This window comes from Microbacterium hydrocarbonoxydans (assembly GCF_900105205.1).
Classification (GTDB): domain Bacteria; phylum Actinomycetota; class Actinomycetes; order Actinomycetales; family Microbacteriaceae; genus Microbacterium; species Microbacterium hydrocarbonoxydans.
In genome coordinates this window covers 368,169-391,135 of the sequence record NZ_FNSQ01000005.1, presented here as the reverse complement: position 1 = coordinate 391,135, position 22,967 = coordinate 368,169, and the positions used below count along the sequence as shown (strand labels likewise).

Genomic DNA, 22,967 nt, shown 5'->3' with positions numbered 1-22,967 from the left:
TGGCCCGCCGGGTTGAACGTCGCCGTCAGGGCAGAATCGCCCGCTTCTGCACCGGTGACCGCCCACGCGGTGCGGTTACTGTCCCAGTTCGATCGGGCCACTCGCACGCAGTCGTACGGACGTCACCGTGCGAGGTCAACGACTCGCCCTTTCCGAGCCCCGCTGGTGGAATCGAGTAACGAGCAGAGGACACGATTCCCTCTTCCTCGTTGAGCTGCACGTAGTAGTGGTATCCGTGCTCCAAGTGGGGAGGCTCATCCGTAGTCGTGATCAGGCCGGGATTGTCACCTCCCACGACAAGCGAATCCCCGCTAGCGACTGAGATGTTGCCAAGCGCATCCGAAACTGTCGATGCGCCTCGCAGCGTTTGCCGGCGCGGGCGTCTCCAGCTCAACTGGAGCTGATTCGGCGAAGCAGTGAGGTCGAGATGTCTTCCATAGAGCCAAACAGTTCGGGGGTGGAGAGCTCGAAAAGCGCCTGTGCAATAAGGTCGCGAGCCGCATCATCCAAGTCAATGTCTTCAACTGTGTGGACGCACTCTGCCCAATCGGCCAGATCCTCCGCACTAGCCCTTCCGCTGACGAAGCGCCGGATTGCAGCATCGATATCTTGAAGACGCAAGACGACCAGCCCCGAACGAACGAAAGGCGGAGATGACAGAAGCTCGCGCGTGAGTTGGGCAGGGTCTCCGTCCCAGGTCACGAGTGCTCGCAGCAACGTCAGTCTTGCTCGCTTTCGATTCATTTGACGAATTTATCCTTGATATGGGCGATAGAGCCGTCTGGGGTAACCGTAGTCTTAAAGTATCCAATCGTTTTGCCCGAAGCGTCGACGACTTTGGTGTATATCGCAGAGGAACCGGGAACAATCCCGGGCACTACCGCCGAGAACTTCAGGGTCCCGTCTGCTCCCTGCGTAATCGTCGTTTCACCTGCACCCTTTGGCAGTCTCTTCGTGTATCGGTTCAGATCCGCTAGCTGAGTTGGGTTCAGTTGGGAGCGACTCAGCGTTGTTCCGACTTGAGCTCCTCCCAACGCCGATCCTGATTTGGATCCAACTCCCGCGACAGTGCCCGCGATGACGCGGCTGATCAGCGCACCGGCAATGGAACCAATCGCTCCGCCTGCGGCGCCGACCAAGGTCGAAAGGACCATCTCTGATGGCGTTCGCTCCCTCGCTGGCGTGGCGAAGAGGTAGGACGCCAATCCGCCCGCGGCGCCACCAATGATGGCTGCGGCGGCGATGACCCCAGCGCAAGCGCCGAGCGTGGCCACGACGCATCCCGCCGCCGCGATAGCGCCCGCGGTTACAACGATGCCGACCAGCACGCCAACGGCAGTTGCACCGATCGTGCGCCAGATGTCGTCGCTCCAGCCGAAGAGGTTGCCGTTGCCTCCGCAGTTCTTGTCCATGCGGTCGCAGCCGGTCGGTGTGAGCAGGTGCCTCGTCGGCAGGAGCCCGGCGGAGCGCGCCATGGGCGTGCTGACACGGTGTCGCGGGGAGATGCTCGTGGACTTGAAGCCGGAGACTCCTCCGCCGGGTCCACGGGTCAGGCTGGCCATGGCCCGTGTCCGCACGGCCGCTGCTTTGGCGTTCCGTGCTGCGACACCGGCTGCAGCACCTGCCTTCGCCGCTGCACGCTTGACCACACTCGGACGATTCCCACCACCGCTGGCCCTCATATAGCTTCTGACGTACCCGAGGTCGTCACTGAACGACACCGGGGTGTTCTCGATGTACGAGTACCGGTTCAATGACTGCGGGCGCACCAACAACCCGCGCCAGTCATCCGGTTGCACCCAGGACCCGGTCGTGGGGTCGTAGTCACGGGCGTAGTAGTTGTCCAGGCCGAGGGTGGGGTCACCAGGCTGCTGGTCGTTGCCGACGAGGGATGCCCACCCGGTGGACTCATACTCCGCACCACCGAAGTCCGCATAGTTCACCAGGTCGGTGATCTGCCCATTCGCGCCCGCGGTTGCGGTCACGTTGCGCTGGTCACCGAGCACCCACTCGCCTCCGGACGCACCGGCCTGGTAGGCGACGGCGCCGAGGGGGTCGCGGAACAGGCTCGTCACCCCGTGCAGGTCACTGTCGGTCGCGGCGGGCTCGAACCCGTCCCACGCCGTGGTGGTCGTGTCCGTCCCGTGCAGGGTCTGGTCGGTCACGCCCGTGCGGCGATCCAACCCGTCATACGCATACGACGTCGACCGCCCATCCGCTTGCGTCGTGATAGCAGACCTATCGATATTGATCAACGTCAAACTCAGCGCCAACTGCGGCCAAGAGTGACAACCAATTATTCGAAAGATTAAATCCGAGATCTCCCGGCTCGGAAAAGTATTGGACAAGCTGGAGCGTGCATCTAAGAGAATCGTGTCCTGAGAGCCGCCACGAAAGGCCAAGGACGGGTTCATACAGGCTTTCAAGCTTCTCGTGCATGGGTGCGTCCAGACCTAACGGCGACTCCAGTGTCCAGGAACTAAACGTCATGACGCGCTCAAAGCTGCCGTTCCCTCGTGTCACTCGGTCGCCATTCGACCAACCGCTGCTCGGAGCAACGCCGAGCACTCCAATCATTTCATCCAGCGTCATGGAGGAACTAGTGACCCGAAAATATGCTCGGCTCGTGTGGGTGAGTTCGGGTTGCGAGCTATTCATGAGCTTTCACCCCTTCCAAGGCTTATACGTCGGAACTATCACACGACCGTCTTTGCTTATCAGGTAAAGCATACCGTCCTTTCCGTGATATATGTCCCATCTTGAAACCTGTCCACCGACAACATCCCATTTGAAGTCATGAGCGCTTTCTCCCATGGCTTTCTCATACTGCTTGTCCCCGAGCTTCTTCATGTCGCCTCGGCTTAGAGAGCCGGGCACATCGCTTCCCCCGTTGGACTTGTTGAAGAGCACGCCGGTGCCGGTAGTGATCCCGGCGACGCCGCCGATTCCGACGGCCGTCCCCGCCGCGGCCCCCACGGTGATCGTGACGCTCGAGAGAACTACTGCCCCTCGGCCTGCCGTCACTGCCGTGTTCGTGAAAACGACGAGCGGCGCGGCGCACGTTCCGCCACTGGCGGCGATGCATACCATGCCCGCGACGATGGCAGCTGCACCGAGGACCGCGAGTCCCATTCCGACCCACTGTTCCGCAGAGAGCCGGACAGGGGGCCCAGAGAGAGTCGCGCGGCAGGCGTGATCGAAGTACACACATTCCGCGTGCGTCGCCGAAACGAATGTGCTTGTCCGAGCGGATGGAGTGTTTACCCGCTGCCCGGTCGAGATACTCATCGGCTTGAAGCCCGAGGTGCCGCCTCCCGGCCCTCGACTCAGGCTGGCCGTCGCACGCTTGTTGAAGGCCGCCGCTTTGGCGTTTCGTGAGGCGATGCCAGCCGCGGCTCCTGCTCGGGCTGCAGCACGCTGGACGGCCTGGGGCTGTCACACGACAGCACCTCGGTCCAGTCCGGGATGCCGTCGGCATCCTCGTCCTCCGTGCCCACCGCACACGTCGCCGTGCCGCACACCTCACGCTCGACGACGTCGGGGATCGTGTCGTCGTCGGCGTCCTTCGCGTCCGCCGTCGTCATCATCGTCGTTGCGTCGACCGACACCACTGCCGCGGACGAGTGCGCTCCTGGTTCCATCGCAGCGAGCGCAGCCTGCGGAGCGAGCACCATCGCCCACACCGCCGCCGCACCCAGCACCGCACCGACACCACGTCGCCACATCGATCGACCAGTCACAAGAATCCCCCGATACTCATCAGCGCCTCATCGCGCTGCCGCTCAGAATGGCGGGCCGACAACCCCCGCCGCTACTCGAAAATCGCGACTCGCCGTAGGAATCGCGAACATTTTTGAACTGCGTCACGAAACGGCTGAACCGTGATCCGGTTAGCCCGAAACGCGTCGATCTGCTCCCGCGCGTCGCCACGCGGCCGCCACCTCTGTGTTCAGCGCGACGACTCTGGCCAGGGTCCCGACGAGCAACGCCGCCGGGTATGCGGCGAGCGCGACACCGATCACCCACCATCCACCGGCATAGCTCGCGCATCCGCTCAACAGGACACCGGTCAGCCAGATCCCGGTGCTCACGCCCACGGCATCCGCCCGGTCGAACCCTGCGGCGACACCGGCGACGGCAGCCGCCGACATCGCGACGATCAACCCGGCTGCACCGAGGAACTCGAAGAGCGGAGCGAGGTCGTTCCAGATGCTGAGCGTCGATACCACGGAGGTGCCTCTCGGATGCGGGTCTCACGGCGCTTCTGCGCCCTACAAGCAAGACGCGCATCCCGCTGATATGTGACGCGAGATACCGGGATCCGCGTAACGGATCGGGTTCTGGCGGGTCTGTAACTGATGACACAGGTCATCGAGAGAGTCAGGACCCCATGAGCACCACGATCGCCCCTCCCGCTCACCACCGTGACGTCTACCGCGCACTGGAGCGCGCCCTCACCGCCGAGGACGCCAGGTCGTTCAGGCTTCAGGACATCGCCCCGCTCGACACCTGGGCTGCGCTCCTGCGTGGCGAGACCAGTCAATACCTCGTCGGCGGCGCGCTCTCGGGAGCCCTCGACGCGCTGCGTACCATCGACGCGATCCCGATGGATGCCGAGGGCTGTTCGATCGTGCCCCCTGGCGGCGCCATCACTCAGACCGACATGACGATGGCACGTCAGTGGCTGTCGGACGGGCTGCGCGGGCAGGGCGACCTGCTCGGCGAGCAGACTGTCGTGACCAACACCCTCGCCGCGCGCGGATGGCTCAACCACTCGGTGCGGATCACATCGCTCATCCTCGCGATCTACTGCGTGGCCTCCGAATCGGCGGACCGGGCACGGGCGGCTCTGCGCCGTGCCTCGTGATCCGTGCGACTTCGCAAGAAATGTTTCGGAACTGCCGTCACGATCACGGGGTGAGGGGATCTGGTCTTATGAAAGGGGCCCCAACCCCTTACTCCGATCCCCACTCGGAGAACACCGGCCTCCCCGCCGGTGAGAATCCCGGCACCCGGTCCGGGCAGGAGGGGTGAGCGCCTCTCGCTCCCCCTCCTGAACCCCTCCTGCTTCGACGCCGCCATTGCCGCGGAGCCGTCGCGCCTACTGCGCGGTGAAGCTCGTGCTCGACCACGGACCGAAGTCTCCGGTCGACGGGTTGGCATACCGCAGCTTCATGGTGTGCGAGCCGGCCGGGACGGCCAGGTACTCCTTCCACGCCCCACTGGAGGGAATGCGGATGGTCTGCACCGGGGTGACGCCGACGATCTCGCGCTGGAGAACCGTTCCGGCCGCCGCGGTCATCGTGAAGGCGAAGCGGGATGCCGTGACCGTGGCCCCGGCCGCAGGGCTGGACGGGCTGGGACCGCCGCCCACTGTGTACGAGAGCGCGCCACCGGATGCCGACGCGACACCTCCGACGACCTGTCGCGCCGCGACGACATGACTGCCCGGTGCCGCGTCGGTGAGGTGCACGGACCAGGAGCCGTCGCTGCGCGCCGTCGTCGAGGCCAGGACAGAACCGCCGGCCAGCACCTCGACACGGGCGCCGGGCGCCGCGTCGTTTCCAGTGATCCGGGGGTACATGCTGCCGTTGAGCTGCACGACAGAGGCGACGGGAGCCGGGGGCGGCGTGCTCGGTGAGTTCACCGGCGGGTTCTGCGAGTCACCGGGCGGGCTGCTGGGCTGCGGCGCGCCCGGGCCGCCCGGGGGCGTGCTCGCGTCCGGTGAAGGCTCGGCCGTTGGCGTCGGTGCCGGTGTCGGCGTCGCGGTCGGATCGGCGGATGCGGTCGGGGCCGCTCGATCCGTCGGAGCGGACGCACCCTCCCCGTCGCCGTCCGTCCCCGCCGGATCGGACGGTCGGGTGCTCAGCCAGATCGATGCGGCCAGAGCGGCTGCCAGCAGCGCGATCAGGAGGAGGAGCAGCCACCGACGCTTCTTGCGATCCTCGGGAGGGGGCGTCGGAGCATCCGACGACACCCCGAGTCCCTCGCCCAACGCCATGGCGGCGGACATCGGCGGAGCATCCAGCGTGCTGAGGTACCCCGCGGCGCCGGCGGTGCCTGCGACGACCGGCAGCAGAGCGACGGCGATGTTGGCGAGGTTCCGCGCCTCGGCGAGCGACTTCGGGCAGGTCGGACAGGTCGAGAGGTGTCGCTCGAGAGTCGCGTTCGCACGTGTCGAGAGCGCGCCGCGGGTGTACGCGCCCATGTCCTTGATCGCCGCCTCGCATTCCGCGGTGCGGGCCCCACTCAGCTGTGCGCTGATCCACGCGTCACGCAGGCCGCGCTTCGCACGGACGATCAGCGCGGAGACCGCGTTCGGGGCGAGGCCGAGGAGAACGCTGATCTCGCGCGGCTTCATGCTGTCGACCTCGCTGTACCAGAGAACCTCCTGCCAGCGCGTCGGCAGAGATCGGAACGCTGTGAGCGTGGCCTCATTCTCGAGCTCCGCGACGACCGTGTCCTCGCCGTGACGAGCATCGGGATCGACCTCGGACTCGAGGTCGGCGACGTTGATGGTGGTGTGCTGCACGTACCACCGCCGACCGACATTGCGCACCGTCATGATCAGATACGGTCGGAACCCCGTTGTCGGTCCACCGCCGGCCTGGATCGCACGCAGCACCCGAGCGAACGCCTCAGACACGATGTCATCAGCGTCCAGCGAGACGAACGTGCGCGCGACGGAGTACGCCGGGCCGGTATGACGTTTCCAGAGTTCCCCGTACGCCTTCGTGTCTCCGTTGCGCACGAGCTGAACGAGGTCGTCATCAGAGCGGGCCTCGGAGCCATCTGGATGATCGGACAAGGTCTCCCCTTCACTCAGGATTCTTCACCACACGGATGCCCGGCCGCAACGCATTCGCGCTGGTCGAGCAGCGATGGCCCGGCCGACGCGAGAGAGCGCATCGACCGGGCTATGCCGGGTCTCGCTAGTCGCGCGTTCTACGCCGGCGGCGCTGCCACAGCAGACCGCCGATCGCCGCTGTCGCCAGCGCTCCCGCCGTGATCCAGAAGAGGTCGCTTCCCATCCCCCCCGTGAGCGGGATGGTGGGCACCTCGGACTGGACGTTCTCGATCGGATCCTCGAACGTCGTCTCGCCCACGACGTCGATGTAGTGCGGCGTCGGGTCGAGCTGGTAGCCCGCGGGCGCCTTCGTCTCGACCAGGCGGTAGCGACCGTCCGTCAGCGGATTCACGGTCAGCACACCCGCTTCCGGCGCGATATCGCGTCCCGTGCATCCGGTCGCGTTCGCGGCCACGCAGTCGACGACATCGATTGCCGCGCCCGTGGGCGCATCGTTCGCATCGACCGGTGTGAGCTGCCACTCGGAGCCCGCCAGAGGCACCTCGGAGCCTTCAGCGATCTTCTCCCAGGTCAGGCTCGACGGCAGAACCGTGATTCCGGCGGGGTCGCACGACTCCTCGACCGGCGCAGGCTCGCCCGGCGCCGGCGGCGTGGTGTCCTCCGGCACGACGCAGGCCGTGTTCACGAGCTGACCGCCGTCGGGCATCGCCGTGAGCGGCACCTGGTACTCGATCGTGACGGCGTTCTCGGCGCCGGGCAGGAGCTCAGCGATGATGGCACCGGGCTCGAGTCCCGCAGGAAGCGGGTCGAGGGATGCCAGGTCGACCTTGTCGTCGGTGATCACGAGGTCGTGCAGCGTCTGGTCACCGGTGTTGGTGACGACCAGTCGATAGGTGACGGTGTCACCGGTATGCATCTGCGGGAAGTCGTCGATGTCATTCGCGTCGTGCCACTCACCGTCGGCATCCTGCACGTACTTCTTGAGGGCGACCGAGTTCACGGCACCGATCTCGAAGCGGCTCGAGGTGCGCATCACCAGCTCGGTGCGGTCGGATCGCGCCTCAGCGCGGTTCACGTAGACGTCTTCGAACGTGGCACCGCTCGTGACGACCGGGATGACGAACTCCTGGGCGCTGGACGGCGCCAGGGCCGGCCCGATGACGCGCACGCCGGTCGCGTTCGCGGTGAACGTCGTCGACCAGCCCACGGTGTTGCCGGTGATCGAGCCCGCCGCTCCGTTGGATGCGTCGGCCGGGTCGTCGACGAGCGTGGCCGGGGCCGCAGTCGTGTAGTACACCTTCGCGCCGGCGACCGCGGTCACCGGACCGCTCAGGGCGTAACTGCCCGAGAAGTCAGTCCCGCGACCGTCGCCGTTGTACGGCAGCACGTCCACGACATCGGTGAAGGTCTGGGTCCTCGTGTCCTGCGACGAGATCCGCACCGTCCACGAGTCCGAGGCGACACCCTGAACGTGCGGGACCTTCGCCTCGGCGGCCGTCTTCGTCAGCATCGTGTAGCCGCCGTCGCGGATCTTGGTCTCGGCGGTGGCCGTGGCTGTCACCCCGGCGACCGTGGTGGTCGCCGTGTTCTCGTACACGTCTCCGGGATCCGCGTCGGCGGGGATCCTGGCACTCAGCGTGATCACGTAGTCGGTGTTCGTCTGAACGTTCGCGAACGTCCAGTTGAGGGTCTGACCCGAGATGCTCGTCGGTGCGACCGATGCGCTGCCGGCGACGTACTGCATTCCCGCCGGGAGCACATCGCTCACCGCGACCGACGGAACCGTCGCACTCAGTGCTGCGTTCGCCCGATACGTCAGCGTGTACGTGACCGTCGCCCCAGGAATCGTCTCGCGCTGGTCCACGGACTTCGTGATGGCGGGAGTGGCCGCGATGATACGCAGAACATCACGCCCGCCAGACGTGTACGGGTAGCGGGAGTCCGGTGTCACCGTGCCGTTGGCAGGCACATCCGCTGCGTTCAGTGACCTGTTCAGGTTGAACCAGCTCGTTCCGCCGTTGACGCTGTATGACGTCCAGGTCCAGATGTCCTGGCCCACTGCGACAGTCGGCTTGACCGTCGAGTCGACGTAGAGGCGGGCGATGCTCTCGCCGATGGCGGCACCCGCGGCGGGAGAGACGATCGCCTTCACCGCACGGACGGTGCTCATGTCGGCGGGCTTGACAGTCGTCCACCCGGTGCTTCCATCGCAGACGAACGTGTTCGGGTCGTAGTTCGCGTGCGTGGGGTTCATGTTATTGCTGACGCCCGTCCCGGTGTAGTACCAGTACGTGATTCCCGCGTACGGTGCGACGACACCGTCGGTCACGGTCCCCATCTTCGCGTCGACCACGTTGACGTAACGGGAGTCGACGATGCTGCAGATCTGAGTGCTCTGCGTCGCGCCCACGTTCGGTGTCCGAACGCCCGCAGTCTGTCGGGCGGGGCCACCGGCCATCGCACGATAGGTATCAGTCCAGGTCGAACCCGGCTGGGGAGGATTCAGCGAACCGAGCGCCCACCCGCCGGTCCAATCGCCCCGTGTAGCCGCGAGCGCATTGGTGTTGTTGGCAGCAGCATCGGCCGAGGTCTCACCGACAGTCGACGTGTACACGGGGGCGCTAGACACGACGGTCACTGTCGTGCGGTTGATGTAGGTGAACTGGATGTTCACCAGGCCTGCGGCGACGACATCCCACCCGGGTTCCAGCTCCCCACCCCCGGAGTCCTGCGACGGCAGCACCGTCTTGGAGTAGTCGATTCCTGTGAGAGTCAGCCGCATCCGATTCGTGCCGGTTGATACCAGCGTGCACGTGGCAGGAAATGGCGCGGTCTCGTTCGCCGCATGTCCTGTTCCGGAGTACGGATACCCCGCTTGCTTGATGCTCTGCTCGGTGCACCCCGCCACTTGCGGCGTCACAGTCTCGCCGCCGGTCGTCGAGAAGGTGAGGTTGTAGCTGACCGTGTTCGGGCCGGGCGTCGAACCCGACGCATGACGCAGCGCCCACGGGAACGCCATCTGCTGACGCGCACCCGCCTGCGTGTTGTCGGGCTTCCCTCCGTCGAACTTCATGTCCATCGCGAACTCGTTCACGATCGGAATCTCGGGAAGTGCAGCCTGCACGGCGCCGAGCGAGCCCGTGATGCTGACGGCGGTACCCGAATCCCCTCGCGCCTCGAGCCCCGTGAGCATCAGCTCTGCGGTGCCCTGGTCGCGGGTCCCGACATTGCACACCAGCGTCGTGCCGTCCGCCGAGATCGAGGACACCGGCGTGACTCCGGTCGCGAGACAGACGTCAGGCACAGTGGTGAACCTGGCGTTCTGCACCGTGAAGGTCAAGGTGACGTTGTCGACGGGCTCGTTGGTCGGCGCCGGGCTGTCGTCATTGATGTTGAAGCGCCACACCGAGACGAGCGGGTCACCGTAGGTGACCTCTGTGGGTACCGGCGCCTGCCACTCGCCCTCGATCTCATACACGGTCGCTGCCTGCGCGGCGACAGCGGGCACGAGCGTCCCGCCGCCCACGGCGGCGACCGCGAGCAACGCGGAGCCCGCCCTGCGCATCCAGGCTCTGATCCGAGCGCGTCTCTCAGCGTGACGGATCGACTTGCGCCCACCTGTCACCGGTGTCGAACGGTGATCGCTATTCATTGCTTCCCCCTAGCCCCTCGGTGGCGTCACCGTGGGGTGTGTTCAGATCTGTGGAGTCCGCCTGTGCGGACAGCGGCCGAGCAGCGGATGCGCGAGCATCCTGGAAGCCCTGCCTGACGACGTAGCCGCCGATGAGCAGCAGTCCGCCGCCGCCGAGCACGGCCCACCACGGGAACCCCGGGATGGTCGGCGGCTTACCGGCTGCGGATGCCTCGGCGTCGGGCACCGGGGTCACGCGTTCAGCGGTGACGACGATGCGATGAGTGTTGATGCCCAGCGGCGTGCAGGTGATCAACGTGAGGAGGTCTTCGCCCACCTCCGGGCGGATCGTGCCGTTGGCCTGAGGTTCGATGACCTGGATGTCGCGGACCCGATACGCGAGCACTTCGCCGAAGACCTCGACGATGATCAGATCGTCGGTCTTCACCTGATCGAGGTTCGTGAACATCGTCGCGTTCGCGAGGCCGCGGTGCGCCGTGATGACCGACCGCGTGCCCTCTCCGCCGATCGGCAGATGCGAGCCCTCCAGATGTCCTGCGCCCCGAGTGAGCACCGCGTCGCTGGTCCCGTGGAACACGGGCAGGTCGACGTCGATGCTGGGGATCTTCACGCGGGCCATCAAGCCCTCGGCGTTCGCGTTGAGGATCGTGTCGTAGTCGAGCGACTCGTCGGAGAGCGTGCCCTCTCCGACCGGGAGGTTGGCGTTCTCGCCGAGCACCACTGCGCCGGCGCTCAGGGCGTCGTTGTAGTCGCGCGCGTCGCGGAGCTGCTCACGTGCACCGGGGTGCACGTTCTCGATCTCCGCTCCATAGTTCTCGATGACCTGCGACTGGTTGAACGACGTCACCCAGGCGGCCGTCATCGGATACACGCCGGCGCCGAGGCCTCCGAGGCCCAGCACGGCGATGGCGATCGTGAGCAGGCCCGGCTTCCACCGGCGTCCCGACGCACTCGTCACGGCACCCTCACCGGTCTCGACGGCCGTTGGCGGCGCCACCTCTTCTTCACGCATGAGCATCGCGTCGTTCCTCCCCGGATCTACGCATGGTCGATGGCCTGTACCGGACGGGTGCCTGCGCATCCGTCCGGTACAGGGTGGTGCTCTTAGTTCGTCGCCTCGACGCGACGACGGTGCTTCACCAGAAGCAGTCCGACGGCCAGGCTCAGCGCGCCGATGCCTGCGGTGATGAGGGCGATCTGCCCTGCAGCACCCGTCATCGGCAGAGCCGGAACGGTCTGCTGCGTGTTCTCGATCTCGACGTTGTCCGCCGGCGTCGTTGCGCCGATCTGCACGGCGACCGCAGTGAACGGGTCGGCAGGCAGGACGAACCCGGCCGGTGCGACCGTCTCCTTGAGCAAGTAGCAGCGCTGCTGGGCGTCGATCACCGGGTTCACGCTGTCGCTCACGAACAGGCCGGGAACCGTGATGAGACCGGTGCCCGCAGAGGTGAACTCTGTCTCGCCGTTGACGACGACCGGTGCACCGGTGGGCTCAGCCGCAGAGCAGTCGGCCGCGTACGGGTCGACGGCGTTGTACACCTCGAACACGGCACCGTTCAGGGTGCCCTGCGTGCCGGTGGTCCCTGCGACGCGCTTCTGCACCTCGAGGCTGCCCCAGTAGGTCTTGACCTCGTTGGAGGGCAGCGGCGGCTGGACAGCCGGGTCGAAGCCCGGGTTGTTCGGCCACAGCTCGGCCTGGTTGGTGATCGTGCCGTTGCCGACGCTGACCACGGTTCCGGCGAAGACGACCTGGATCTCAGTGCCGACGTGGTCGTTGGGACCCTCGTTGAGCCAGGCGATACCGGCTGCGGTGAAGTTCATCGTCACCTGCTGGCCGACGACCTCCACCGTGTACAGCGCGGGGTCGAGAGCAGTACCGTCTGCGGTGACCACGACATCGGCCGCTGCGACAGGCTCCAGTCGGTCATCCAGCGTGTCGCGGATGGCGAAGCCGGTCCACTCCTGCTGCATCGTCGGCACCGGCACGGTCACCGGGAATCGGATGACCGAACCCAGACCCGTGTCCTGCTGGGGGTCGATCGTCTTCTCGATCACGCCCTCGCCGTTCTTCGGGTAGGCGTGCACGTCATACACCCATCCGCTCTGGTACGGCATCGGCACCGTGAGGATGAACGGGATCGCCCGGTCGACGATCTGCGCCGGAGCCGAGGTCTCGCACACCTGGTACGCGCCGACCGGCAGCGCGACCGTGGCCATACCCTCGGCATCCGTCGCGGGCAGCGCAACCGGAGCGCCCAGCGTGTAGCCGGCGGGTGCCGTGCATGCGGCGCCGGGAGTGATGGCGTTCAGGCCATCCCAGCTCGACGCCACGTTGAGGTCGAGCGGCGTGCCGTTCTGCAGCAGCGGGTACGCCGTGAAGACGACGTCCGCGACCGGATCGGTGAAGTCACCGGGCGCCGGCGCCTCGCTGATGTCACCCTCGACGGCACCGTCCTGGTGCAGATACTTGTGCACTGTCAGCGAACCGGTGCGGTCCGGATCGATGTTCCCGAAATCCTGAGGAGCTGCGTGTGCAGCAGCGCCCGCGCTGAGCATCGCCCCCAGGCCGAGTGCGGTCGCTCCCAGAAGCGACAACGCACGGCGCGTGTTGTTGTGTTCAGACACCTGAACTCTCCGTCCCTGATGGCCCTATGGCCGTCTTCGGGCCACCAGCGGTACGCACAGTGATCCCCTTCTCCCTACCGGATACCGGGATCAGCGGATCGTGACGCGATAGGCCCAAGTTTCTTTCTCAGGGGCACGCAACATTCTGGTTCGACATCCGCGTCATGATTTCGGCCGCGCGGTGTCTTGGTATGTGCGGGTGCATCTGTGCACTCGCCACCGGGCACCTGGGGAGGTGCCCGTGAGCGGCTGAGTCGACCTCATCTCCCCGAGGAGAACTCAGCCGCTCTTCTCACACGGCACCTCAGTCGTGCAGTGCTCCGCGGCGACGGCGCGCCAGGATCAGTCCCAGTGCCAGCATCGCGATTCCTCCGAGTCCGGCGGCCGTCCACACGGTCCCTCCGGTGACGGCCAGGCCGGCCGGAGAGATCGTCGTGAGCGTCCGACAGTCGGGATCGCCGGACCCGGTCGAGCAGTTCGCACCGGACCCGGGTGGTGTGACCACCACGTTCAGGATCTCGCCCGGCTCGGTGACCGTGACCGAGTAGGTGACCTTCACGGTGGCACCGACGTCGAGCGCACCCTCCCAGCTGAGGGACGGAGCACTGTAGGTCGCTCCGCTGCTGGCATCGCCGTTGTACCGTCCGACAGCGAGCGCCGAGCTCAGATCGTCGGTGAACGACGCCGGGCTGGCATCGGTGTACGGCACCTCTCCCGTGTTCGTCACCGTGATCGTGAAGGTGACCCTGTCTCCGACCCACGCTCGCGTGGTCGAGACGTCCTTCTCGACGCGGTAGGTCGCGATCGGAGTCTCGGTGATGCAGTCCGCAGCCTCGTCACAGGAGCCTCCCGGCCCCGAGGCGGTCACCGCGTTGCGCAGGAGTCCGTCGCCCGTGAGTGGATCGTTCACGGTCACCGAGTACGTGACGGTCGCCGTCGATCCGATGGCGACTGCACCTGTCCACGACATGAGGTCACCGGCGACGAACGCGCCGCCGCTGGCGTCGTCGTTGTACGTCGCGTCGTCGAGGACACCCGAGAGGTCATCGTCGAACAGCGCCGGGAACGCATCGGTGTAGGGAACCCGCCCGGTGTTGGTCACCGTGACCGTGTACGTCACGACGTCGCCGACATTCGCATCGGGGACGTCGACCTGCTTCTGCACCTGGTACGACGCCACCGGCGTCTCGGTGATGCAGGAGTCGGGCACGCACTCGCCGCCCGGGGCGGCCGGCGCGACGACATTGCGGAGCAGGAAGTCGCCGTCCACCGGGTCGTCGACCGTGACCGAATAGGTGACCTGGAGCGTCTCACCGACCTCGAGCGGACCCGACCAGGTCAGCGTGTCGCCGGTGACATCGCCACCCACAGACACGTCGTCGTTGTACGACGAGTCGTCGAGCACCCGCGAGAGGTCGTCTGTGAAGGCGGCAGGATCGGCGTCCGTGTAGGGCAGGCCGCCGGTGTTCGTGACCGTCACCGTGTAGGTGACCACGTCACCGGGCTGTGCCACCGCCGGTTCGGCGGTCTTCTCGATCGTGAACGCCGCCGCCGGGACATTGGCGATGCAGGCAGGGTCGGTCGATCCGGGCTCGCAGTTGCCGCCCGAGCCCGGAGGCGTCACCACAGTGTTCGACAGGCTGGCGTCGCCGGTCGCCGGACTGTTCACCGTCACGGAGTAGGTGACGGTCACCACCGCGCCGACGGCGAGCTCGCCCGACCACGACAGCACGGGAGCGGCGTACGCGACGCCAGTGCCGGTGGTCGAGGTCGCGTCACCGTTGTAGGTCGCATCGTCGAGCACGGCCGACAGGTCGTCGGTGAACGAGGCGGGATCGGCCGCCGTGTACGCCGCATCGCCGACGTTGGTCACGGTGATCGTGTAGGTCACGACGTCACCGGGGACGACCGTGGTGGACTCGGTCTCCTTCACGATGCGGAAGGATCCGAGCGGGGTCGTCGTCGTGCAGACGTCGTCGCAGCTGCCGCCGGGCCCCGTCGGGGCGACCACGTTCAGCAGCGAGAAGTCGCCGGTGATCGGGTCGTCGACGGTCACCGAGTAGGTCACCGTCACCGAGTCGCCCGCAGCCAGCGCACCCGACCACGTGAGCGTGGTGCCGCTCACGGTGCCGCCCGCGCTCACATCATCGTTGTAGACCGCGTCGTCGAGGACGCCGGAGAGGTCATCGGTGAAGGATGCCGGGTCTGCGCCCGTGTAGTCGACGTCGCCGGTGTTAGTGACGGTGACGGTGTAGGTCACCGTGTCACCGGGCAGCGCGGAGGCCGCGCTCGCCTCCTTGGCGACTGTGTAGGAGGCGACGGGCGTGTTCGTGACGCAGTCGGCCGCGATCGCGCAGCTGCCTCCCGGTGCCGTCGGGGTGACGACGTTCGCAAGGTCCTGGTCGCCGGTGATCGGGTCGTTCACGGTCACCGAGTAGGTCACCGTCGCCGAGGCACCCACGGCGAGCGCGCCCGACCAGGTGAGTACCGATCCGGTCACGGAGCCGCCGGCGGAGACATCGCCGTTGTAGGCGGCGTCGTCGAGCACTCCGGCGAGGTCGTCCTCGAAGGATGCCGGTGCGGCCGTGGTGAACGGCGACTGTCCCGTGTTCGTGACGGTGACGGTGTACGTCACTGTGTCACCGGGCATCGCCGAGGTGACATCGACGTCCTTGGTCAGCGTGAACGAGGCGATCGGGGTCTCCGTCACGCAGACGGCTGCGGGGTCGCACTCGCCCCCTGGTGCCGTCGGGACGACGGCGTTGTCGAGCACAGAGTCGCCGGCCGGCGGGTCGTCGACCGTGACCGAGTACGTCACCGTCGTGGTCGCTCCGACCGCCAGGGGACCCGACCAGGTCAACGTGTCTCCGACCACGGTTCCGCCGGCGGTGATGTCGCCGTTGTAGACGGCGTCATCCAGCACACCGGACAGATCGTCGGTGAAGGACGCGGGATCCGCGGCCGTGTAGTCGACCTCACCGGCATTGGTCACGACGACCGTGTAGGTCACCACGCCGCCAGGGGTGGTCGAGGCGACGTCGACGCTCTTCGCGACCGTGTACGCCTGGATCGGAGTGCTCGTGCACTGCTCGGTAGCGGGGTCGCAGACGGCGCCGGGAGGAGTGCCGGGGGGCACGAGGAAGTTCGTGGCCCGGTTGTCGCCACGGTCGCCCAGCGCATTCACCGTCACCGAGTAGGTGATCGTCGCGACCGCGCCGGGAGCGAGCGTGCCTCCGAGGCTGATGATGTCGCCGGTCGGTCCTGCGACCGTCACCGACGGGGTGTCGGATGCCGGTGCATCCGCCAGGGTCGCGTCATCGAGAACGCCGCTCAGGTCGTCGTCCCGCAGCACGTCGACGACAGTGGCGCCGGTGTTGGTGACGGTGATCGTGTAGGTCAGCTCGGTGCCCGTGCGGGCCGGGGTGTCGGATGCCACCACCGCCTTCGAGTAGCTGACGCCGGTGATGGGGGTCGAGGTGCAGTTCGGCTCCTGCGCGTCGACCGGCGTGCATTCGCCGTCCGCCGGAGGATCCTCGCCGGGGGCGAGCAGGAAGTTCGTCGCGACGCTGTCGGCACGCTCGTCGTCCGGCAGCACGGTCACGGTGTACACGACCGTGTACGTCTCCCCCACCGGTACCGAGCCCGTGATGCTGATCTCGGCTCCGGTACGCACCGCGGTGAGCCCGTCCGGCGAGCTCGGCTCGGTCGTGACGGTCGCGTCGTCGAGGACGAACGTCAGGTCGTCGACCGCGTCGATCGTCGCTGCCGTCTGTCCGTCGTTGTCGAAGTAGAGCGTGTAGGTGATGGTCGAGCCCGCGACCACCGGATCGGATGACGGCGTCGCCGACTTCCACTGCGTGAGCGCGGCGCCCGGGATCCGCACGATGTCGCAGCTCGGCGTACCCGGGAGGGTCTCACCGGCCGGGACGCACGCGGAGTTGCGGAGGATCTGATCGCCGTCGCCCGTGTACGTCACCGAGTAGGTGATCGTCGCGGATGCGCCGGGCGCCAGGGCGCCGGACCATGACACCGTGTCGCCCGCACGCGATGCGGTTCCGGTCGACGCCGAGAGCGATGCGTCGACGAAGGTCGCGTCATCCAGCACCGCCGACAGATCGTCTGTCGCCGTGGCCGGCGCCGCAGCGGTGTAGGCGCCGGGGCCCGGGTTCGTGACGGTCACGGTGTAGGTGACGGTGTCGCCGACGGCCGGCAGGTCCGAGCGGTCGGCCGACTTGTCGATCGTCAGACGGGGGAGCACGTACTGCTCCACCGCGCAGGGCTCGCCGGTCACGGCATCCACTCCCCCGACGGCCGGGTCGCAGGCCGGGGTGACCGGGTCTTCCGGATCGTTCGGCTGCCACGCGACGTTGCGGGCGACGCCGTCCCCGCCGCTGCCCACAGTGACGGAGTAGGTGAGGGTCACGGTCGCCCCTGGCGCCAACGCCCCCGCCCACGAGAGCAGCGGCTGGGCGTAAGCCAGATCACCGGGTGCGCTCGCGGCGACGTCGCCGTTGTAGGTCGCGTCGTCGAGGACGCCGGTGAGGTCGTCGACGACCACCGCCGGGTCGGCGGCGGTGTAGGCGCCCGCGCCCGTGTTGGTGGCCGTCACGGTGTAGGTGACCACGTCGCCGGCCCTGGTGTCGGCGGTCGCATCAGACGTCTTGGTGACGCTGAGCTGCAGATCGCAGGCCGTCGTCGTCGACTGGTTGTTGCCGGCGACCGGGTCGGCCTCGTTGCCGAGGACCGATGCGGTGTTCGCGATACAGGCACCGGGGGTCGCGCTCGTGTCGGCCTCGATCGTGAAGGTGACGGCCTCGCCGGGGTCGAGCCGGCCGCCGCTGGCCGTGACCGTGCTGCCGACGATGGTCGAGGAGACGTCGCCCGCCACCGAGGGATTGCTCAGACCGGCCGGAAGGGTGTCGCTCACGGTCCATCCGCTCGATGTCCCCGCACCGTTGTTCGTGACGGTCACGGAGTAGCTGATGCGGCCACCGGGCTCATACGTCGCCGGCCCCGTCTTGACGATCGCGAGGTCTGCCGGAAGGCCGGGGATCGCGGTGCCGTCATTGACGGCGGACGGCGGGCCAGGCACGACGGAGACCACCCGGAAGGTCGGGATCGCTGCGGTGGGGTTCGTCACCTGGACTTGGCTGACGTCACCGGTCAGGTTGTTGGAGAAGCCGAGATTGCCGTTGCCGAACGTCCATGCACCTCCGAAGCCGTTGGCTCCGGGCGGGATGATCGCCGGATACGTGGTGTACGTGCCGGCCGCGAAATCGAATCGGCGGATGCCGCCGGTGGCGGTCGCACCCCAGGCGTAGCCGTTCGCGAACGTGAAGTCCTGGACGTCGGGCGGAAAGTTCATGGTGAAGGTCTGGACGATCGCCCCGGTGGTGGCGTTGACCGCGCGGACCGTCGTGTTCGGTGCCGAGTCCGAGATGTAGTACAGGCCGTTGGCCGGGTTGAAGGCACCGGCGAAGAACCGAGTGGAACCCGTGGCGGGGTGGGTGTAGATCTGAGTGCCGACTCGGGTGACCACACCACCCTGACCCACTCGAACGAGCGATCCGAGCGGTAGAGCGGCCGTCGCGCCACCATTCACCATCCCGTAGAGGTAGCCGTCGGCGGGGCGGTAGCCGATCGCGTTGTAACTGACCGGACCCGGCGCCCCTTCCGGGGTGAACGCGAACTCTCCCGTACCGGTCGTCTCGGCCCGCTGCAACTGCGATGGCGTGCCCTGCGCGATGAAGACGACGGGGGACGCAGCGCTGAACGGATCACCCGGTGCCGCCTGGGCCGCCGTCGGGAACGCGAAACCGGCAGCGACGAGACTGCTGGTGAGCAGCACGCTCGCAGCTATCCCCGCCGTCAACGAGCGGAGTCGGTCGCTCCACGGTCGTGCGTTCCGGCGAACATCTTTGTCCTCGGTCCTGTTCACAGCTCCCCCTCATCACGGGTGGCCGCCTGCTCCATCGAGCTGACAGGTGACTCCCAGTTATGACAATGCCCCACGTAACCTTACGTCCCGACCTATCCCACCGAGAGGTAAGGGCTTCCGACCTGCGATGTGCGAGCGTCATCCTGGGGAGATGGCTCGGTGCCGCGCACCGCACGCCTGCGTCCGTCCGGGGAGACGGACGCCCTGCTTCTAGCCTGGGGACTGGAAGCGTCGGACCTCAGCGGCGCGCGCCGCAGTGAACTCGGGACCGCAGCGACGTGGTCGCGTCGATCGATCGATCCGCGACGGACAGCACGCGCCGTGCACGGCGCGTGCTCCCGCAGCACCGCTTCCGTGAGAAAACACTCGTCGTCGAGCATGATCGCATCCGTCCGTCCTCGGACGTGTCCGACAGGGTCTGGGACGGATACACGTTTTTCGCAGGCTACTCCCGAGTCTGCGCGTATACAAGAGGATTCCTCCCTCGCTCCCGGCCGATCGCAGCGAATCGCGTCATGAACACCGTCGGCAGGAGTCTCTCCGGTGAGCGCTCGCGGGGGTGAGCGCTCCCTCCGCTGCCCGTCTGGGGTCGGGCAGGGCGGGGTCGTGTGCCGGGACGGCATGCGACCCCACCGGACGCGCGACTACCCGTGGTCGGCGGCGCGCAACCACTCGTCGAACGTGACCTCGCCGTGCGCGGCTTCCGGCCCTCCTCGCAGCGACCCCGAGGCGAGCCCGCGCCCGTATGCACCGGGCAGCCTCACCCCGAGCACGCGTCGGCGACTGCCCTCGAACGCGAGCTGGCGGCGGGCCAGATCGACGAGCACCTCATCACGGGGACCCACCAGGTCTCGGGCGCGGGCGACGGCACCGCCCTCGGCGACGCGGACGAGGTGCGCGCCGACCTCCCGCGCGGCGACCGGCCTCGTGAGCATCTTCGGCATCACTGCCACCGGGCACGCCATACCGGCCAGGAGCTGTCCGGCGAACTCGTGGAACTGGCCAGCGCGCGCGATCGTGAACGGCACAGCCCCGGCGGCCACTGCGCGCTCCTGCGCCAGTTTGCCGGCGTAGTACGAGGCGTCGATCGCGTCGATGCCGACGATCGACAGCGCCACATGGTGACCGACACCGGCGCGCCGCTCGGCGGCGAGGAGCGTGGCGGTCGCCGTCTCGAAGAACCGGGTGGCCTTCGCCGCAGACAGGGTCGTCGTGTTCGTGACGTCGATCACCGCTTCCGCTCCAGCGAGGGCCTGTTCGAGGCCCGAACCCGTGAGGACGTCGACACCCCGGGCACGGGAGAGCACGACCGCATCGTGCCCCGCAGACTCCGCCGCCTCGACGACATGTCTGCCGACGACCCCTGTTCCTCCTGCGACTGCGATCCTCATGGACTCCCTTTCTGCCTGTGCCTACCGTCTCAGAGATGACGAGGCAGCGTCCGCCGATGTGAGGTCCTCACATCCGACGTGCCAGCGTCGTCATATCCTGCGAAGGCATCCGCTCCCCACGCATGGGAGGACCCCATGGACGACGACCTCGACGACGTCTTCCGAGAGCGGCGACGGCTTCTCGCACTCGGCTACCGGATGACGGGCACGCTCGCCGACGCCGAGGACGTGGTGCAGGAGACCTATCTGCGCTGGTATCGCCTCGAGGATGCGGAGCGCGAGGCGATCGCCAACCCGGCGGGGTGGCTCACGACGGTCGCCGGTCGCGTCGCCCTCGATCTGCTGGGTTCGGCTCGTCGTCGCCGCGAGCACTACATCGGGCAGTGGTTGCCGGAGCCGGTGCCCGTGGGCACGTTCGCCGGCGCGCTCGGATCGCCGGTGTCGACGGTGTCTCCGACGTCAGGTGGGGAGGACCCGCTCGACCGCGTCACGCTCGACGACGAGGTCTCGACTGCGCTCCTGGTCGTGCTCGAGGCCATGACCCCTGCGGAGCGTGTGGCCTTCGTGCTGCACGACGTCTTCGCCGTGCCGTTCGACGAGATCGCCGAGGCCGTCGGCCGATCGTCGGCGGCGGTGCGGCAGCTGGCGGCATCCGCTCGTCGTCACGTCCGCGAGAATCGGGCCACGGTCGTGCCCCGCGCGGAGCACGACCGTGTGGTGCGGGCGTTCCAGGATGCGGCCCGCACGGGCGAGGTCGCGGCGCTCATGCGGTTCCTCGCGCCGGATGTCGAGCTGCGCAGCGACGGCGGCGGAGTGGTCAGGGCGGCGCTGAACGTCGTGAGCGGCCAGGACAACGTGGCCCGTTTCCTGTTCGGCGTCGCCGCCAAGCGACCGGAGATGACCATGCACGAGCAGCGCTTCGGCGACGGCCTCGGGTTCGTCTTCCGCGAGCACGGTGCCGTCGTCGCGGTGATGAACTTGCGGGTCGACGCTGGCATGGTCAGCCGCGTGTGGATCGTCCTCAATCCCGCCAAGCTCACGCAGTGGCAGGCGGGCTGAAGGCCGGGCGCAACTGCTGACCGAGCGGGGCTTCCACCTCGGCGCGGGGTCACTGACGCATCCATCCGGACGATTCGCCTCGGTGCGGGGTCACTAACGCACCGCCCCAGGCGGATTCGGGTGCGCAAATGACCCCGCGGCAATCCCCGAGGCAGGCCGATGACGGTGCACGAGAGGCACGGCGCAGCATCCTGCTACCGTCGTCCAGTGCGCACCCGAGCGCAGACGCAGGAGATCCGATGAGCGAGCCCCAGATCCGCGATGCCGAGACCGCCGACCTCGAGGCGATCACGGCCATCTACAACGACGCCGTGCTGCACACCACGGCGATCTGGAACGAGGATGCCGTCGACCTCGCCGACCGCACCGCCTGGTTCGCCGCCCGAACCGCGCAGGGTTACCCGGTGCTCGTCGCCGTCGATGGATCCGGCGTGCTCGGCTACGCGACCTTCGGCGACTGGCGCCCGCACAGCGGGTACCGGCATACCGTCGAGCACTCGGTCTACGTGCGCGACGGCGAGCGCGGACGCGGCATCGGAAAGGCACTCATGCTCGAACTCATCCACCGGGCGCGCAGCCTCGGCAAGCACGTCATGGTCGCCGCGGTCGAGAGCAGCAACACGGGCTCGATCATCATGCACAAGCGCCTCGACTTCCTGCAGGTCGGACGGATGCCGCAGGTCGGCGCCAAGTTCGACCGCTGGCTCGACCTCACCTTCCTGCAGCTCGTGCTCGACGAACGCCCGTTCCCGGACGACATCCGATGAACCTGCTGCTCTGGCTGGCGGACGCCTTCAACTCGCAGTGGATGCTGCCCGGCGGGCAGGTCCTGCTCGTCCGCGAGGTCGTGGGCAATGCGTTCGGCCTCGCCAGCGCCCTCGGCGGCATGCAGCGCAAGATCTGGGCGTGGCCCGTCGGCATCGTCGGCAATCTCCTGCTCCTGACCGTGTTCCTCGGGTCGATCCTCAATCCGGATCACGAGCTCCCTCATCTGCTCGGCCAGGCGGGCCGCCAGGTGATGTTCATCATCGTCGCGATCTACGGCTGGGTGCGCTGGCGCCAGGCCGCAGCCGACGGCGGACGCGTGACACCGCGGTGGGCGCCGAACAGCGCCCGCATCGGTCTGGTGCTGGTGATGGTCATCGGCACGATCGCGCTGACTCCGCTGTTCCGCGCGCTCGGCTCGTGGGAGCCGGTGTGGGCCGACGCGTGGACGTTCGTCGGATCGCTGCTCGCCACGTACGGCATGGCGAAGGGCTGGACGGAGTTCTGGCTCATCTGGATCGCCGTCGACGTGGTCGGCGTGCCGCTGCTGTTCAGCTCGGGGTTCTACGCGACGGGCCTGATGTACGTGTTCTACGGCGTCTTCACGGCGGTGGGCTTCGTCGTGTGGTGCCGCGCGCAGGCGAACGCCAAACCGCAGGTCGACACGATCATGCCGGACCCGCGGCCCATCACCTCGACGACGAAGACGGTCGACGACCGGGACTGACG

General features: G+C 67.4%; 16 protein-coding genes. 4 read left to right on the top strand and 12 right to left on the bottom strand.

Annotated features, from left to right (window positions below):
- Nucleotides 1–390: 390 nt before the first annotated feature.
- The 6 genes from BLW44_RS17690 to BLW44_RS02110 all read right to left on the bottom strand — a co-directional run bounded on the left by BLW44_RS17690 (nucleotide 391) and on the right by BLW44_RS02110 (nucleotide 4,229).
- Complete coding sequence (locus BLW44_RS17690; RefSeq protein ID WP_074731539.1) at nucleotides 391–744, bottom strand: hypothetical protein; 354 nt, start codon at nucleotides 742–744, stop codon at nucleotides 391–393.
- Nucleotides 741–2,255, bottom strand: a complete 1,515-nt coding sequence (locus tag BLW44_RS17455) for an RHS repeat-associated core domain-containing protein (RefSeq protein ID WP_175473391.1) — start codon at nucleotides 2,253–2,255, stop codon at nucleotides 741–743. Before BLW44_RS17455 ends, BLW44_RS17690 begins: the two co-directional genes overlap by 4 nt.
- A complete protein-coding gene (locus tag BLW44_RS18635) occupies nucleotides 2,239–2,577 on the bottom strand; it encodes a DUF4279 domain-containing protein (protein WP_420811379.1) in 339 nt (112 codons plus the stop codon). The genes BLW44_RS17455 and BLW44_RS18635 overlap by 17 nt, the downstream gene beginning before the upstream one ends.
- An 87-nt stretch (nucleotides 2,578–2,664) precedes the next feature.
- Nucleotides 2,665–3,132: a hypothetical protein gene (locus tag BLW44_RS02120; RefSeq protein ID WP_060927724.1), complete on the bottom strand. Its 468-nt coding sequence runs from the start codon at nucleotides 3,130–3,132 to the stop codon at nucleotides 2,665–2,667.
- 194 nt (nucleotides 3,133–3,326) lie between these two features.
- Nucleotides 3,327–3,740 carry a hypothetical protein gene (locus BLW44_RS02115; RefSeq protein ID WP_139305220.1) on the bottom strand — a complete coding sequence of 138 codons (414 nt, stop codon included), beginning with the start codon at nucleotides 3,738–3,740 and terminating at the stop codon, nucleotides 3,327–3,329.
- Between the two features lie 150 nt (nucleotides 3,741–3,890).
- Nucleotides 3,891–4,229, bottom strand: coding sequence for a hypothetical protein (locus BLW44_RS02110; RefSeq protein ID WP_060928113.1), 339 nt, complete (start codon nucleotides 4,227–4,229; stop codon nucleotides 3,891–3,893).
- A gap of 161 nt (nucleotides 4,230–4,390) precedes the next feature.
- Between BLW44_RS02110 and BLW44_RS02105 the strand changes: the two genes are divergently transcribed.
- Entirely contained in the window at nucleotides 4,391–4,867 is a 477-nt protein-coding gene (locus BLW44_RS02105; protein WP_060928114.1) for a hypothetical protein, read from the top strand.
- 234 nt (nucleotides 4,868–5,101) lie between these two features.
- On the opposite strand, the gene BLW44_RS02100 is transcribed toward BLW44_RS02105, so the two are convergent.
- The 6 genes from BLW44_RS02100 to BLW44_RS02075 all read right to left on the bottom strand — a co-directional run bounded on the left by BLW44_RS02100 (nucleotide 5,102) and on the right by BLW44_RS02075 (nucleotide 20,414).
- Complete coding sequence (locus BLW44_RS02100; protein ID WP_060928115.1) at nucleotides 5,102–6,808, bottom strand: sigma-70 family RNA polymerase sigma factor; 1,707 nt, start codon at nucleotides 6,806–6,808, stop codon at nucleotides 5,102–5,104.
- Between the two features lie 124 nt (nucleotides 6,809–6,932).
- The gene (locus BLW44_RS02095; RefSeq protein ID WP_060928116.1) at nucleotides 6,933–10,373 is read right to left on the bottom strand and encodes a SpaA isopeptide-forming pilin-related protein; all 3,441 of its coding nucleotides are present in this window, start codon (nucleotides 10,371–10,373) and stop codon (nucleotides 6,933–6,935) included.
- Nucleotides 10,374–10,452: 79 nt separating this feature from the next.
- Complete coding sequence (locus BLW44_RS02090) at nucleotides 10,453–11,478, bottom strand: class C sortase (protein ID WP_074731535.1); 1,026 nt, start codon at nucleotides 11,476–11,478, stop codon at nucleotides 10,453–10,455.
- Nucleotides 11,479–11,564: 86 nt separating this feature from the next.
- On the bottom strand, nucleotides 11,565–13,085 hold the full coding sequence (locus BLW44_RS02085) for a SpaH/EbpB family LPXTG-anchored major pilin (RefSeq protein ID WP_060928117.1): 1,521 nt from the start codon (nucleotides 13,083–13,085) through the stop codon (nucleotides 11,565–11,567).
- A gap of 304 nt (nucleotides 13,086–13,389) precedes the next feature.
- Nucleotides 13,390–18,933, bottom strand: a complete 5,544-nt coding sequence (locus tag BLW44_RS02080) for a DUF11 domain-containing protein (RefSeq protein WP_060928118.1) — start codon at nucleotides 18,931–18,933, stop codon at nucleotides 13,390–13,392.
- A gap of 734 nt (nucleotides 18,934–19,667) precedes the next feature.
- Nucleotides 19,668–20,414: an SDR family oxidoreductase gene (locus BLW44_RS02075; protein WP_060928119.1), complete on the bottom strand. Its 747-nt coding sequence runs from the start codon at nucleotides 20,412–20,414 to the stop codon at nucleotides 19,668–19,670.
- Nucleotides 20,415–20,549: 135 nt separating this feature from the next.
- On the opposite strand from BLW44_RS02075, the gene sigJ reads away from it, so the two are divergent.
- The 3 genes from sigJ to pnuC all read left to right on the top strand — a co-directional run bounded on the left by sigJ (nucleotide 20,550) and on the right by pnuC (nucleotide 22,965).
- Nucleotides 20,550–21,473 carry an RNA polymerase sigma factor SigJ gene (sigJ, locus tag BLW44_RS02070; RefSeq protein ID WP_060928120.1) on the top strand — a complete coding sequence of 308 codons (924 nt, stop codon included), beginning with the start codon at nucleotides 20,550–20,552 and terminating at the stop codon, nucleotides 21,471–21,473.
- 239 nt (nucleotides 21,474–21,712) lie between these two features.
- Complete coding sequence (locus BLW44_RS02065; RefSeq protein ID WP_060928121.1) at nucleotides 21,713–22,240, top strand: GNAT family N-acetyltransferase; 528 nt, start codon at nucleotides 21,713–21,715, stop codon at nucleotides 22,238–22,240.
- The gene (gene pnuC, locus BLW44_RS02060) at nucleotides 22,237–22,965 is read left to right on the top strand and encodes a nicotinamide riboside transporter PnuC (protein ID WP_060928122.1); all 729 of its coding nucleotides are present in this window, start codon (nucleotides 22,237–22,239) and stop codon (nucleotides 22,963–22,965) included. The genes BLW44_RS02065 and pnuC overlap by 4 nt, the downstream gene beginning before the upstream one ends.
- Nucleotides 22,966–22,967 lie beyond the last annotated feature (2 nt).